The sequence below is a fragment of the Pseudomonas sp. 29 genome (genome assembly GCF_002754355.1).
GTDB lineage: Bacteria > Pseudomonadota > Gammaproteobacteria > Pseudomonadales > Pseudomonadaceae > Aquipseudomonas > Aquipseudomonas neuropathica.
On the sequence record NZ_PEEY01000001.1, the window covers coordinates 4,355,708 to 4,370,650 of the forward strand.

General features: G+C 59.2%; 11 protein-coding genes. 6 read left to right on the forward strand and 5 right to left on the reverse strand.

The genetic code is table 11. The features are described 5' to 3' along the window. Positions 1 to 146: 146 nt before the first annotated feature. Positions 147 to 1,274, reverse strand: coding sequence for a branched-chain amino acid ABC transporter substrate-binding protein (locus tag CLU80_RS20195; protein ID WP_093438696.1), 1,128 nt, complete (start codon positions 1,272 to 1,274; stop codon positions 147 to 149). A gap of 352 nt (positions 1,275 to 1,626) precedes the next feature. On the opposite strand from CLU80_RS20195, the gene CLU80_RS20200 reads away from it, so the two are divergent. Beyond that, on the forward strand, positions 1,627 to 1,947 hold the full coding sequence (locus CLU80_RS20200; protein WP_099758197.1) for a DUF2288 domain-containing protein: 321 nt from the start codon (positions 1,627 to 1,629) through the stop codon (positions 1,945 to 1,947). Between the two features lie 280 nt (positions 1,948 to 2,227). Here CLU80_RS20200 and CLU80_RS20205 read toward each other — a convergent pair whose 3' ends face one another. Then, positions 2,228 to 4,426, reverse strand: a complete 2,199-nt coding sequence (locus CLU80_RS20205; RefSeq protein ID WP_093438686.1) for a hypothetical protein — start codon at positions 4,424 to 4,426, stop codon at positions 2,228 to 2,230. A 194-nt stretch (positions 4,427 to 4,620) separates the two neighbouring features. Here CLU80_RS20205 and CLU80_RS20210 point away from each other — a divergent pair, with 194 nt between their 5' ends. Further along, positions 4,621 to 5,517, forward strand: a complete 897-nt coding sequence (locus CLU80_RS20210; RefSeq protein WP_286079753.1) for an NAD(P)-dependent oxidoreductase — start codon at positions 4,621 to 4,623, stop codon at positions 5,515 to 5,517. Here CLU80_RS20210 and CLU80_RS20215 read toward each other — a convergent pair. Both CLU80_RS20215 and CLU80_RS20220 read right to left on the reverse strand, forming a co-directional pair. Beyond that, positions 5,408 to 7,690, reverse strand: a complete 2,283-nt coding sequence (locus CLU80_RS20215; RefSeq protein ID WP_099758199.1) for a putative bifunctional diguanylate cyclase/phosphodiesterase — start codon at positions 7,688 to 7,690, stop codon at positions 5,408 to 5,410. The two genes, CLU80_RS20210 and CLU80_RS20215, sit on opposite strands and share 110 nt — an antisense overlap. Before the next feature lie 149 nt (positions 7,691 to 7,839). Next, the gene (locus tag CLU80_RS20220; RefSeq protein ID WP_034155003.1) at positions 7,840 to 8,208 is read right to left on the reverse strand and encodes a YkgJ family cysteine cluster protein; all 369 of its coding nucleotides are present in this window, start codon (positions 8,206 to 8,208) and stop codon (positions 7,840 to 7,842) included. Between the two features lie 301 nt (positions 8,209 to 8,509). Here CLU80_RS20220 and CLU80_RS20225 point away from each other — a divergent pair, with 301 nt between their 5' ends. Further along, complete coding sequence (locus CLU80_RS20225) at positions 8,510 to 9,859, forward strand: spinster family MFS transporter (RefSeq protein WP_099758200.1); 1,350 nt, start codon at positions 8,510 to 8,512, stop codon at positions 9,857 to 9,859. A 162-nt stretch (positions 9,860 to 10,021) separates the two neighbouring features. Here the strand turns inward: CLU80_RS20225 and rapA are convergent, their stop codons facing one another. Continuing rightward, a complete protein-coding gene (gene rapA / locus CLU80_RS20230; RefSeq protein ID WP_099758201.1) occupies positions 10,022 to 12,868 on the reverse strand; it encodes an RNA polymerase-associated protein RapA in 2,847 nt (948 codons plus the stop codon). A gap of 252 nt (positions 12,869 to 13,120) precedes the next feature. Between rapA and CLU80_RS20235 the strand changes: the two genes are divergently transcribed. The 3 genes from CLU80_RS20235 (at position 13,121) to ccoM (ending at position 13,999) form a co-directional block, all read left to right on the forward strand. Next, positions 13,121 to 13,462 carry a hypothetical protein gene (locus CLU80_RS20235; protein ID WP_003222394.1) on the forward strand — a complete coding sequence of 114 codons (342 nt, stop codon included), beginning with the start codon at positions 13,121 to 13,123 and terminating at the stop codon, positions 13,460 to 13,462. 116 nt (positions 13,463 to 13,578) lie between these two features. Then, positions 13,579 to 13,740, forward strand: a complete 162-nt coding sequence (locus CLU80_RS30290; protein WP_007918490.1) for a hypothetical protein — start codon at positions 13,579 to 13,581, stop codon at positions 13,738 to 13,740. A gap of 145 nt (positions 13,741 to 13,885) precedes the next feature. Then, entirely contained in the window at positions 13,886 to 13,999 is a 114-nt protein-coding gene (ccoM, locus tag CLU80_RS30295) for a cytochrome c oxidase subunit CcoM (protein WP_003222396.1), read from the forward strand. The last annotated feature ends 944 nt before the right edge of the window (positions 14,000 to 14,943 follow it).

Below are 14,943 nucleotides of genomic sequence, written 5' to 3' on the forward strand. Positions count from 1 at the left end.
CCGGGTTTTGCCAGCGAACCGCTGATGACGGTTTTGAGATTTTCAGGTGGGGAGACTGGCGGATCACGCCAGCGCGGCCCAATACATTCGTAAAACAAAGCCCACGGCACGCCGTGGGCTTTATTGGCAGTCAGTCAGGCAGCGCCTTACTGAGGCGACACTTCGGTTTTCGGCTTGCCGTTGTGCCACTCGTAGACCACGAATTTGAAGTCTTTCAAGTCGCCCTTGGCGTCGAAACTCAGGTCGCCAGTAGGCGTCTTGAAGGTGCCGGCGTGAATGGCTTCAGCCACTTTCGCCGCGTCTTCGGACTTGGCTGCCTTGATGCCTTCGGCAATCACTTCAACCGCCGAGTAGGAAGGGAACACGAACGGGCCGCTCGGGTCTTCTTTCTTCGCCTTGAAAGCATCGGCCAGGGCAATGTTGGCTGGATCCTGGTCGAAGGATTTCGGCAGGGTCACCAGCAGGCCTTCGGCCGCGTCTTTGGCGATCTGGGTGATCGAGTCGTTACCCACGCCTTCCGGACCCATGAACTTGGCTTTCAGGCCTTTTTCCTGGGCTTGACGCAGGATCAGACCCAGCTCCGGGTGGTAGCCGCCGTAGTAAACGAAGTCGACGTTGGCTTGTTTGAGTTTGGCGATGATCGCCGAGAAGTCTTTGTCGCCGGCGTTGACGCCTTCGAACACGGCAACCTTGGTGCCTTTCTTCTCGAGGGTCGATTTCACGGCGGTGGCGATGCCTTCACCGTACTGCTGTTTGTCGTGCAGCACGCCAACGATTTTCGGTTTGACGTGATCGGCAATGTAGTTACCGGCGGCAGGGCCCTGGGCGCTGTCGAGACCGATGGTGCGGAAGATCATTTTGTAACCACGGGCGGTGATGTCCGGGCTGGTAGCAGCCGGGGTGATCATGATCACGCCTTCGTCTTCGTAGATGTCCGAAGCCGGTTGAGTGGAGCTGGAGCACAGGTGACCAACCACGAACTTGACGCCGTCGTTGACGACCTTGTTCGCGACCGCTACCGCTTGTTTCGGATCGCAGGCATCGTCGTATTCAACGGCTTCGAGCTTCTTGCCGTCGACGCCGCCCTTGGCGTTGATTTGCTCGATGGCCATTTTCGCGCCACTGAACTGCATGTCGCCGTACTGGGCTACAGGACCGGTTTTAGGACCGGCGATACCGATTTTGATGGTGTCAGCTGCGAACGAATGGCTGGCAACCCCGGCCAGAACCATAGCGGCAAACAGTTTGGAAATCTGCTTAGTAGCCTTAGTCATAGTGCTCCACTCTTACTGTTGTAATTTTTTTGAGTTCTGGCGCCGTAGCAGCAGAACCGGGTCAGATATCTTTGCGATACCCTCCGGAAATGCCCCCGGCAACTGTACCGGTACAGTGTAGAGCGCCGGTTGTCAGCCTGGGAAGCGGGCGCCGAGGGGCAAAACTTCGGGGTGTCGCATTTTTGAATGAAAAAGACAGAATTGCGGCGGGGCGTTCGTGGGCATATATCCCAATCAGCAGCATTCCCTGGCGTTCCTGCTCTTTTCGTTCGGTGCAGCCATTTGCAACCGGGTTTTGCTGACGGACCACCGACGTTATTATTCGCGTCGATTTCTTTTCCGGACAGCACCCATGAATCAAGAACCTAGCACCCTCTATGCCAAGCTGCTTGGTGAAACCGCATCTATTACCTGGAAAGAGTTGGAGCCGTTCTTCGCCAAGGGTGCCCTATTGTGGGTCGACCCTGCGCTGGATTTGATCGCCGCTGCCGAGGCCGTGGCGTCGGATGATGGCGAGAAAGTGGCTGCCTGGCTGGCCGAAGACAAGGTCGCCAAGCTCTCTGAAACGCGGGCGCTGGATCTTTTCCAGCGTGATCCGTCGTTGTGGGCGGTGGTGGTTTCGCCGTGGATTATGATCCAGGAAAGGGCAGGCACTTCTGCTGTCGCACCTTGATGGTGCGACCGGTCATCAGCGAAAAGTGTGTAGCGGAGTAGCGTGATGGCACCTTGCCGTAGAGAAACGCCACAAGCGCGGGCGGGCTCACGGTGACGTAAACGTAACGGGAACAGTTTAGTAAGCAGCCTAACGGCTGCTTAATTGTTTCTGGATCTTGGAAAGGCCGAAATCTTCAGGGAATCGGCTGACCCCTTCGCGAGCAAGCTCGCTCCCACAGGGGAACGCATTCCAAATGTGGGAGCGAGCTTGCTCGCGAAGGGGGCGACTCGGTCGTGGATCAGACCGTGAATGATTTGCCGGTATGGTTATTGAGGGAAATAACCTTGGTCTTGCCAATCCGGTGACGGTAAATCTCGCGCAGGTACTTGATCGACTTCTTCACGCAATCACGCGACAAACGAATGTCGTTGATCGAGACAAACTTCTCTTTGTCGTTGATCAACTCGCGGTACTTCTTCTCGTACATCGGTTTTATCGCGTACCAGTTAGTGTCGAGGATCTTCGCCGGGTTCTCGAATTCGTTGAGCAGGTCGTCGATGCGGTCTTCGTCGAACTCTTCGTTGATGATGAAATCGAGGATCGAGTTGTCCAGGGTCTCGTCGAAACGGTACGGGTTCTTCGCGAAGCAGCGCTTGATGAACGCCACGATCAAGGTCAGGAAGTCATCCGACAGGCACGGGCTCTTCGCGATCAACGTGGTCAGCGAGAGGTTGGCCGAGGCGCCGATCACCAGCGCGTAACGCTTGAGCGTGGTATTCGGGAACAGGCTGTTGAGGTGAGTCTTCAACCGGTTCAGGTCCATGTACGACAGCTTGTAGTCTTTCGGCAACGAGACAATCGAGACCACCGACGAGCAGTTCTTGAAGAAGTGCAGGTCGTGCAGCGCGGCAGCGTCGTAGCCGGAATTCTTGTACTGCTCCAGCGAAGCGCGATAACGCTTGGACTCGATCGGCAACAGGCTGATGCCTTCAATCGCCTGGGTGACTTTGTTGAAGTGCGGCAGGTCGATCGAGCGGAAGAACAGGTCGTCGATGTTCAGGCGCTGCGGCTCTTTGTCGAACACTTTGAACTTGTCGCTGCTCGGCGGCGGGGTTTCCGGCACCACCGATTCGGCGTAGGCAATTGCCACCGGGCCAGCCAGACTCATGAACAGGTCGTTGGCGTCGAGGCGAATGGTTTCGCCGATGTCGATGCCGGCGCGGCGGAAGTAGTTCTGGTCGTAGTCCGTGGTGACGGCCTGCGCTGTCAGAATGTTGAAGATCTGCTGCGAGATGTACTGGTTGGCGTGCTTCTCCATCGCATTGACATCAATGTTCTGGATGTTGCCGTCATCGCTTTCTTCGGCGTAACGCATGATGTCGTTGGAGATCAGCATCATCGCGTTCCAAGGGCGGATACGGCCCATGACGCTGGCTTCGCTGCTGTCTTCATTGGCGAAGTTGTAGGAGAAATCCCATTCTTCCGAAAGGTATTTGCACAGCAGGCGACCGGCGTTGATGTGCAGCGCCTCGGACATTTCGCTGCGGTGATCGGAAATGTTCGGCAGCACGCAGATGCCGCTGGTGAAGATCGGTTCGAACACGAACGAATGCCCGCTCTTGCCGTCATGCTCATCCATCGGCTTGGTGTCGAACGTCTTGTTCATGTACGAGTGCTGCTGCGCCAGGCCGAATTCCGAGGCCATGCCGGAACCGGTACCGCCGCCGGCACTGAAGATCGAGAAATACAGGCGCGACTGGTTGGCCTTGATGCCGCAGCTGTCGATCAGGTACGAATGGATCATTTTCCAGTCAGGGCTGGAGAAACGCTGGGTGTCCTTGTTGAGGATGATCTTCGCCAGATACTGGCCGAGGATCGGCGCGTTACCGGCGCCACCGGCGTGGACTTCGGACAAGTCCATGATCTTCATTTTGCTGTAGTCGCGCAGGAAGCCGCTTTTCTCGCCCTTGCGCGAGAAACGGATGCGCCCGGCGATGTCCTTGTCGAGGTCGCCGAGCATCACCAGCGGTTCGACCAGGAACACCGGTTTGGTCGATTTGTTCGGGCCGATGCGCAGGTTGTTCTTGATCCACTGGGCCGGGCTGTAGCCCTTGTCGGCCAGACGCCGATCTGCCGCGCGGTCTTCGTTGTTGAATTCGTTGAGGTAGAACTTGCGCGCGTTGTACACCAGCTCCGCGACATCGAGCGCGATGTTGGAGCCGCAGCGACCGAGGCCGATCAGACACACCGACGGGAATTCCTGATCGTTGTGCTGTTCGTTATCGCCTTCCAGGTGCGGCGGGCGCGGGAACACCAGATCACGCAAACCGTCGAGATTGTCGAGGATGCGGTCGGTATTGGTTTCGGTGAAGTACAGGTATTGCTGAGTCGACAGCGGGCGCGACGGCAGCAATGGCTTCGACGGTGACGGGCTGTTGGCGGCGGGGCTCAAAGTCAGATCGGATACCGCAGTGGCGGGATTGTTTTTAGAAGTCATTGTGCGCCATATACCTGGACTGGGTTGGCTCGCGGGCTTTTGCCTGCGAACCTCACGGAATAAGATCTCGCGTCTTTGTGCGCGAATTGAGCCCGAGCATCAGGTTTTTGGCCTGACTGTCGCTGGGGGGAATCCTTTCCTGATCGTTGATGAATCGGCCATTATTCGGCGATCTTTAATCGAAAAGAGGCAAAATGATGTCAACGCTACCTTCGTTGGGGTTCGCCGGAATCGGTCTGATGGGCCTGCCCATGTGCCGGCGTCTGTTGGCGGCGGGTTATCCGCTGACCGTGTGGAACCGCAACCCGGCCAAGTGCGGGCCATTGGTCGAGGCCGGCGCGCGACAGGTAGCGAGCCCCGCTGAACTGTGCGAACACGCCGACGTGGTGATGCTGTGTCTGGCCGACACGGCGGTGGTTCGCCAGGTGGTCTTTGGTGCTGAAGGTATCGCCGAAGGCGCGAAAAACGGCCAGTTGCTGGTGGACTTTTCCAGCCTTGAGCCGACCGCCACGCGCGAGATGGCCACAGAACTGGCGGAGAAAACCGGCATGGCCTGGCTGGATTCACCGGTGTCCGGCGGCGTGGTCGGTGCCGAGGCGGGCAGTCTGGCAATCATGGTCGGTGGTAACGCTGCGGATCTTGAGCGGGTGCGCCCGGTGTTGCTCAATCTCGGTCAGCGCGTCACGCACATGGGCGGAATCGGCGCAGGGCAGGTGACCAAGGCCTGCAATCAGATGATCGTCGCCTGCAATGCTTTGGTCATCGCTGAAGTGGTGGCACTTGCCGAACAGGCTGGAGTCGACGCGAGCCTGATCGCTGAAGCGCTGGCCGGCGGTTTTGCCGATTCGAAACCGCTGCAGATCCTCGCCCCGCAAATGGCTGACAGCCGTTTCGAACCGATCAAATGGCACGTGCGCACATTGCTCAAGGATCTCGACACCGCCGTCAAATTCTCCCGCGAACAGGGTTCGGCGACGCCGATCAGCGGATTGGCCGCACAACTGATGCGCCTGCATGGGGCGCAAGGCTATTTGACGCAGGATCCAGCGACACTGGTGCAAATGTACCGCGCGCCAGAATCAGCGGATTGACCGTGTGTGAATGCTTGCGCTGATTGATTTCTTCCAGCACCGGGCGCAACTCGTCCAGCGGCACGGGGCGACTGAGCAGGTAACCCTGGATGAAATCGCAGCCCGAGCGTTCAAGGAATTCGTACTGCTCCAGACTTTCGACGCCTTCGGTCACCACCTGCAAGTGCAGAGTGTGGGCCATGACGATGATCGCCTGGACGATCTCCATGTCGGCGGTCGCCGTGGGAATGTCGAGGATAAACGAGCGGTCGATTTTCAGGGTGTTGAGCGGCAGGCGTTTGAGGTAGGCCAGCGAGGAATAACCGGTGCCGAAGTCGTCGATCGACAGTGAGACGCCAAGCGCGCGGATCTGTCTCAGCAATACCAGGGTGTTGGCAATGTTGCCCATCAACGCGTTTTCGGTGACTTCCAGTTCCAGCCGTCCCGGCGCCACCCCGGCGGTGCGTAATGCGCTTTCGATTTCCGTGGCCAGTTCTTCCCGGGCGAGGTTGAGTGGTGAGCAGTTCCAGGCAATTTTCAGTTCTTCGCAGCCATGCCGCGAGAGTTCGCCCAGATCCTTGCAGGCCCGGCGCAGCACCCAATTATCCAGCTCGGCAATCAGGCCGTTATTTTCAGCGATGGAGATAAAGCGATCCGGGGTCAGCAACCCGTGCAGTGGATGCTGCCAGCGGATCAGTGCTTCAAGCTTGGTGACGCGGCCGGTCTTCAGTTCGAAGATTGGTTGGTAATACAGCGTCAGGCCGTTTTCTTCGCGCAAGGCGTGGCGCAATTCTTCTTCCAGTTGCAGCTCAAAGCTGGCGCGGGTCTTGAGGTTGGAACTGAAAAAATGCAGGCCGTTGCGCCCCGCGCCTTTGGATTGATACAGCGCCAGATCTGCGTGTTTGAGCAATTCTTCGCAGGTGCTGCCATCCTCCGGAAACAGACTGATGCCGATGCTGGTGGTCATCACCATGCGGCGTCCGGCCAGTTCGATCGGCTCCTTCATCTTGAGCATGATGCGCTGGGCCATGTTGCGGGCTTCTTCGCGGTCACGCAGATTGATGAGGATGCAGAACTCGTCGCCGCCGAAACGCGCGACCACGTCTTCATGGCTGCGCACCGAGCCTTTGATGTGCTGGGCGATGACTTTGAGCAGTTCGTCACCGGCGTCATGGCCGAGGCTGTCGTTGATCCGCTTGAAGTGGTCGATGTCGAGAAACATCACCGCGAGCATGCCGCCTTCGCTGGTTTTCTGGCTGAGTTTCTCGGCGAAGATCTGGTTGAAACCGCGCCGGTTGATCAGGTTGGTCAGTGCGTCGTAGTTGGCCGCTTGTTGCAGCGACATGCGCGCCTGATCGAGCTGGCTGAGCAGGGCGTTGACGCGGCGCAGGTCCTCTTCTTTGTTCTGCAGTTTCTTGTCGGCCAGCGCCGCACTGATCGCACTGCCAAGGATCAGCAGGATGATCAGCGCCACGGTCAGGCCCAGTTGCAGATGCCCGTTATCGCCGCCGCTCGCTGTCGGGCCTCCCTCGGGAAGAACCAGATCCAGCGCAGCCATGCCGGTGAAATGCATGCTGATGATGCCGGCGCCGAGAATCAGCGCAGCGCCGTACTTGAGCAAATGATGCGCCACGCCGCTGCCTTCGCTCAGATAGCGGGCCACCCACAGCGCGGCGAAACTGGCGCCGATGGCGATCGCCACAGACAGCGCGAACAGTCCTGGCTGATAGTAGGCGGTGGCGCTCGACTTCATCGCCGCCATGCCAACGTAATGCATGCCGGCGATGCCCAGGCCGATGACAAACGCGGTTTTCAAGCAATGCAACGCACTCGGCTGCGCTTCGCTCAAAGTTTGCATGGCCAGCCAAGAGGCGAGCAGGGCGATCAGCAACGAGAAAAGGGTGATGCCAAGGTCGTACTGAATGTCGATCGGTGTCTGGAAAGCCAGCATGCCGATAAAATGCATGGCCCAGATGCCGCCGGCCAGGCAGGTCGCGCCGATCCAGCGCCAGCTCCGCCGCGATCCCGGATCTTCGGCATTTACAACGCGCTCAGCCATATCCAGGGTGGCGAAACTGGCTGCGCAGGCGACCAGATACGCAACCATCACCAGGAGAGGGTTGTGACTGCAATCGAGGATGACCTGCCCGCTCTCCGGCAGCTCGGCAACAAACTGCAAACCAAGCCACTCCATAGCATGCCCCGTCTCTGAAGTCGTCCCGAGTGCGCGTTGAACGCAGTTGAATGTCAGGAGTATAGAGGCCGATTTCGGCGTGCAAGCGGTAGTGGCACATTGGCGCTAATGATTTTGGCATTAGCGTCATAGCGATTGGCGCTAAAAGCTTAAGCGATCTGTTCGAAAGGGATTTGCGCCCAATCGGGTTGCAGGGGCGGCAAGCCGAAACGCGCGCGGGCCTTATCGCAATCGACATTCTGCTCGCCGTTTTCCCATGACGACTCGAATTCGCGGCAGGGGCTGGAGCGCAGTTCATAAATCGAGCACTTCACCTCGCTGCCGACTTCACCGACCAACGCCGTGCAACGTGGCGATTTGCAGTCGGTGCCGTTCATCGCCACCCGGCTGGGGCTGATCTGTGTGACCAGTTCATCAGGCACCGTGCCGCCGGAAGATGCGCACTCACCCCAAAAGAAAGACACGCGAAAATGGGAACAGCAGGCACCGCAATTCAGACACGGACTGACTTCAGACATGGGCGAGGGTATCAAAGGGATTGATCGGGAGATCCGGACGGATCCGGCGGCCATTCTAGGCTTTGCCGCAGACTTGGGAAGGGGGGCAGGAAACTATTTTTTTGTGGCAAGGTTTTGCCGCAAAAGCCCCGGTTTTCGGGGGATTTCAGGCTTATCAAGGGCTTACGTTTCGTTACAGTGCCATGGGCCGATATCAGGCAGGCGAATGATCACAGACAGCCATTGCGCGGCTGACTAGATTGCAGGTTCCGGGCTCGGATGCGGTGGCAGTGAAGCCCTATAACAATAAAGAGACGGACCCATGCAGAACTCGACCCAAGCGGCGAATGCCTGGCGCATTCTGTTCCTGCTGTTCCTCGCCAACCTGTTCAACTTTTTCGACCGCACCATTCCGGCGATCATCATCGAGCCGATCCGCATGGAATGGCACCTCAGTGACTTTCAACTGGGCATCGTCGGAACCGCATTCACCATTGTTTACGCGATTGCCGGACTGCCGCTGGGGCGGATGGCCGATACCGGTTCGCGCAGCAAGCTGATGGGCTGGGGCCTGGCAACGTGGAGTGCGCTGACGGCAGTCAACGGCTTGGTCGGCAGTTTCTGGAGCTTCCTGATCGTGCGCATGGGCATCGGCATCGGTGAAGCCAGTTATGCGCCGGCGGCCAATTCGCTGATCGGTGATTTGTTTCCGGCTCATCGTCGGGCGCGGGCGATGGGCATTTTCATGCTCGGTTTGCCGTTAGGGCTGTTGCTGGCGTTTTTCACCATCGGGGCGATGGTCAAGGCGTTCGACAGCTGGCGTGCGCCGTTCTTTATTGCCGCAGTACCAGGGCTGATCCTGGCGATTTTCATGTTCTTCATTAAAGAGCCGAAGCGCGGGGCGGCGGAAACCGTGCAGGTTTCGCAAGAAAAGGTCGACAAGCCGATCCGGCGGATTCTCGCAGTGCCGACCTTTCTCTGGCTGGTGATGGCCGGGTTGTGCTTCAACTTTGCCACGTATGCCTGTAACTCGTTTCTGGTGCCGATGCTGCAACGCTATTTCCTCATGCCGTTGCAGGACGCGGCGGTGGCCACCGGAGTTATCGTTGGCGTGACCGGGCTGGTCGGCTTGACCCTGGGCGGCTGGATTGCCGACAAGATTCACCAGCGTGTGGCCAACGGGCGGCTGCTGTTTGCGGCGTTCAGTCTGATTATCTCGACCTTGTGCACGGCGTGGGCGCTGCATTCCGGGCGGATCGAGATTGGCGTGTTTGTCGCGGTGTTCAGTGTCGGCTGGCTGTTCGCCTACAACTTCTACACCTGCGTTTATACGGCGATTCAGGACGTGGTCGAACCGCGCCTGCGAGCGACGGCGATGGCGTTGTTCTTCGCCGGGTTGTATCTGCTGGGCGGCGGTCTTGGACCGGTGGTGGTAGGGGGCTTGTCGGATCATTTTGCGCACACGGCGATGCTGGCGGCTGGGGCGGAGCAGATGACCGAAGCGTTCAAGGCAGTCGGGCTGCATGATGCGATGTACCTGATTCCGGTGGCGCTGTTTTTGACCATGGTGTTTCTGTTTCTGGCGGCGCGGTGTTTTGTGCGCGATGCGCAGCGGATGAAGGAGGGGTTGGTTGCGGTGGTTGAGCCGCAAGTGGCTGCGGCGACTGCATAACCGCTATCGCGAGCAGGCTCACTCCTACAGGGGAACGCATTCCAACTGTAGGAGTGAGCCTGCTCGCGATAGAGCCATCAGCATCAACTAATAAATAACAGGCAAACAAAAAGGCCCGCATCACTGCAGGCCTTGTTGTTTTCAGCGCTGGAGCAGGGCGGTTTAACCCGCCACCAACACCCGAATCGCTTCCAGGCGCAACGCCGCTTTATCCAGCATCGCCAGACCCTGCTCACGTTGCGTGCGCAACGCATCCAGTTCGCTGTCACGTACGGTCGGGTTGACCGCTTGCAACGCGGTCAGGCGCGCCAGTTCTTCGTCGGTGTCGGCGGCCAGACGGCGGCGGGCCTCGGCCACGCGCTCGGCGTGACGCGGCGCGATCTTGTCTTCACCGGCGTTGATCCGTGGCGTCAACTGATCGCGCTGGGCCTGGATGAACTTGTTGGCGCTGGCACGCGGCACGCTTTCCAACTGATCGTTCAGTGTTTCGAACGATACCCGTGGCGACAGGTCGTTGCCGTTGGCGTCGAGCAGGCAGCGCAGGGCGGCTGGCGGCAGGTAACGACCCAGTTGCAGCGAACGCGGCGCGACCACTTCGCTGACGTAGAGCAGTTCCAGCAGCACGGTGCCCGGTTTCAACGCCTTGTTCTTGATCAACGCGACAGCGGTGTTGCCCATCGAACCGGACAGCACCAGATCCATGCCGCCCTGCACCATCGGGTGTTCCCAAGTGATGAACTGCATGTCTTCGCGCGACAGCGCCTGGTTGCGGTCGTAGGTGATGGTCACGCCTTCGTCGTCGCCCAGCGGGAAACTGGCGTCGAGCATTTTTTCGCTCGGCTTGAGGATCAGGGCGTTTTCCGAATGGTCTTCGCTGTCGATGCCGAACGCGTCGAACAGGGTTTCCATGTAGATCGGCAGGGCAAACTGATCGTCTTGCTCAAGGATGGCCTCGACCAGCGCTTCACCTTCGCCGGCACCGCCGGAGTTCAGCTCCAGCAGACGGTCGCGACCGGTGTGCAGTTCGGCTTCGAGACGCTCGCGCTCGGTGCGTGCTTCGTCGATCAGGGCTTGCCACTCGCTGTCGTCGGCTTCTTCGAGCAGCGGCAGCAGGCGCGGGCCGAACTGGTGCTGCAAGGCGTTGCCAGTCGGGCAGGTGTTGAGGAACGCGTTGAGCGCTTCGTGGTACCACTGGAACAGGCGCTCTTGCGGGCTGGTTTCCAGGTACGGCACGTGCAATTCGATGATGTGTTTCTGGCCGATCCGGTCGAGACGACCGATACGCTGCTCGAGCAGGTCCGGGTGCGACGGCAGATCGAACAGCACCAGGTGGTGCGCGAACTGAAAGTTACGACCTTCACTGCCGATTTCCGAGCAGATCAGCACTTGTGCGCCGAATTCTTCGTCGGCGAAGTAGGCGGCGGCGCGGTCACGCTCAAGGATGTTCATGCCTTCGTGGAACACCGTGGCCGGGATGCCGGAACGCACGCGCAAGGCGTCTTCCAGATCCATCGCGGTTTCGGCGTGGGCGCAGATCACCAGCACCTTGGTGCGCTTGAGCATTTTCAGCTGATCGATCAGCCACTCGACACGCGGGTCGAATTTCCACCAGCGCTCTTCTTCGCTGGCGTCCGGCTGGGCCTGGAAGCTGACCTCCGGGTACAGCTCGGCGTGTTCGCCCAGCGGCAGTTCGAGGTATTCGTCCGGGCATGGCAGCGGGTACGGGTGCAGTTTGCGCTCCGGGAAACCCTGCACGGCGGCGCGGGTATTACGGAACAGCACGCGGCCGGTGCCGTGGCGATCGAGCAGTTCACGCACGAGGCGCGCGCTGGCTTCGCTGTCGCCATCGTTGACCGCGGTCAGCAGGGCTTCGCCTTCGTTGCCGAGGAAACCCTGAATGGTTTTGTGCGCTTTGGCCGAGAGACGGCCCTTGTCGAGCAGTTCCTGCACGGCTTCGGCCACCGGGCGATAGTTCTCGCTCTCGGCGCGGAAGGCAGCCAGGTCATGGAAACGGTTCGGGTCGAGCAGGCGCAGACGGGCGAAGTGGCTGTCCTGGCCGAGTTGTTCCGGGGTGGCGGTGAGCAGCAGCACGCCCGGAATGACTTCGGCGAGTTGCTCGACCAGCGAATATTCCGCGCTGGCTTTCTCTTCGTGCCAGACCAGGTGGTGGGCTTCGTCGACCACCAGCAAATCCCAACCGGCCGCGAACAGTGCGTCCTGGGCCTTCTCGTCGTCGACCAGCCATTCCAGCGCAACCAGCGCCAGTTGCGTGTCTTCGAACGGGTTGGTGGCATCGCTTTCGATGAAACGCTCTTCGTCGAACAGCGCAACTTGCAGGTTGAAGCGGCGGCGCATTTCAACCAGCCACTGGTGCTGGAGGTTTTCCGGGACGAGGATCAGCACGCGGTTGGCGCGGCCCGAGAGCAGTTGGCGATGGATCACCAGACCGGCTTCGATGGTTTTACCCAGACCCACTTCGTCCGCCAGCAATACGCGCGGCGCGATGCGGTCGGCGACTTCGCGAGCAATGTGCAATTGGTGCGCGATTGGCTGAGCGCGAACGCCACCCAGGCCCCAGAGCGACGATTGCAGTTGGCGGCTGGTGTGTTCGAGGGTGTTGTAACGCAGCGAGAACCACGCCAGCGGATCGATCTGGCCGGCGAACAGACGGTCGCTGGCCAGACGGAACTGAATGAAGTTCGACAGCTGGGTTTCCGGCAGGGTGACGGCTTCGTTCTGCCCGTTGAGACCGTGATAGACCATCAGCCCGTCGACGTCGTCGACTTGCTGCACGGTCATTTTCCAGCCTTCGAAGTGGGTGATGCTGTCACCCGGCGAGAACCGCACGCGGGTCAGGGGCGCATTCCGTAGCGCGTACTGGCGGGTTTCGCCAGTGGCCGGGTAAAGCACGGTCAACAAGCGGCCGTCCTGTGCCAGAACGGTGCCTAAACCAAGCTCTGCTTCGCTGTCACTGATCCAGCGTTGCCCCGGTTGATACTGCTGCGCCATGCTGCCTGACTCCCACCTTGAAAAAGCGGGCTATCTTAACGGAATGCAGGCTTCAGGGCCAAAGATTACTGGCGTAGGCGCTGCCGTAGGCTGCGATCTTTTGATCTTTGAGAACCCTTGAGGTTTGAGCTGTCTGATGAAGATCGCAGCCTTCGGCAGCTCCTGCACGTGCCAAGTGCGTCACAGATTTTCGACCAGTGGCTCAAGGCGCCTTTGCCGCAGCCGATAGCCTGCAGACAGGAGACCCTTTATATGTTGCCACCGATGCTCCCTCTGAGCGCTGTGCCGATCACTTCCCAGCAGGATCCGATCCGCCAGCGGCCGGACATTCCTCCGGTGGTGCCGGTGCAGGAAAGCTCCAACGAAAGCACGATCGATCTGCAAAAGCGCGATCCGGAAGAGGATCGTCTGCTGGCGCGTGAAGAACAACGCCGTCAGCAGGAGCGTGATCGACGCCGTCGCGAAGCCGACGAAGACCCGGAAGAACACCTGGCGGTGCCCGGTACCGAACTGAATGCCGACAATACCGTGCCGGTGGTGCCGCTGATGGAAGATCAGCCGCGTCAGGGCTTGTGGGTCGATATCGAGATTTGAGTCGCTGTACCGCGTGGGGCGCGCCGGCTGGTCAGCGCGCGTCTGAGGCTGCATTATTGGCGCAGTCCTGCCGCTGATGTGGCAGTTGTGATTCTTTCAAGTGATGTACTGACGCCATGAGCCAAGACGACAAACTGATTGACCTCAGCACTGAGCGCGCCAAGCGTGTGCATGACATTAAAGAGAAGCGCCTGAACGAGGTGCGCCAAGCGTTCGAGCAGGCTATGCCGCTGGGAAAAGCCAAGAAAAAGTCGAAAAACAAGCCGAAAAAGCGTTGATCTCCCCCTGCATCCGTTGATGCAGGTCAGTTATTTTCCCTCCTTTATCCCCCTTCGTTGCTGGTATTGATCCCGGTCAATTTGTGCGCCTGTGTGTTTGGTAACTTAGTCCCATCGCAGCAGAGCAGGGGCCAGGAGGCCAGTCATGTTTTTCGATAACGTGGTGTTTGCCGGGGTCCTGACTGTAGGGCTGATGGTTCTGTTTTTTGCAGGGTTTGGATTTTTTATCTGGAAGGATGCGAATAAGCGCAAGAAGTGATTCTTCTGGATTGATGAGCACGCAAGGCATTTTGGGGCGACTTCGGTTGCCCCTTTTTTTTTGTGTCTTGGCGGCCTTTGGGCCGACCATGTTCTTGGGGTTTTGGGTGAATATCCGTTTTTGCGGGTGTTGCTGATTACGGTTCCGCCCTTACGGCGGGTCACCTTTTTCAAACGCCAAAAAGGTAACCCAAAAGGCTTGCTCCTGCGTTCGGCCCTCGCAGGCTCGGGTTCCTTCGCTCCGGGATCGATCCGGGCGCAGCGGCTCCGGTTTGCTTCGCTGCACCTCCTTCCGCTGTGTTTGGCTTCGCCAAACGGTCGCTGCGCTCCCACGCCCGGATCAATCCCTCCACTCAGCCTTCCGACGTCGCCCGTGGATCAAGATCAAGAGCAGGCGAGCTGACACTCGGCCTATTGAGTGGTGAAAAGCGGGTGTTCGGCTTTGGGTTTTTGGTGCTCTTGCCACTCACCCCAGCCCTCTCCCTAGGGAGAGAGAGCCGATGGTGGGCCTGTGAAAATTTGCGTTCAACTCGGACTTTCACGTCGGCGTAACTCTACCAAACACCTCGGTCAGTCCCCTCTCCCTCCGGGAGAGGGCTAGGGTGAGGGGCTTGTGATCTGGCTTGTGATCTGGCTTGTGATCTGGCTTGTGATCTGGCTTTGGTTTTTGATCTTTTGCCCCATCGGCAGGCCGAGCGTAGGTGTTCATCCGGGGGTAGGCGCGTAGCGCCGTGCGGCGTAGCCGCATACATCGAGAGGAGGTGCAGCGAAGCAAACCGTAGGCGATGCCCCCGGATGGACACCGTAGCGAGGGAACACTGAGCCTCAGCGAAGTGCCGTACGCCAGGGGCAAAGCCTTTTGGTTCCTTTTTGGCGTTTGAAAAAGGGACTCGCTGTAAGAGCGAAACCGCCAGCGGCAGCACCCGCAGCAACGGATATGCCCCC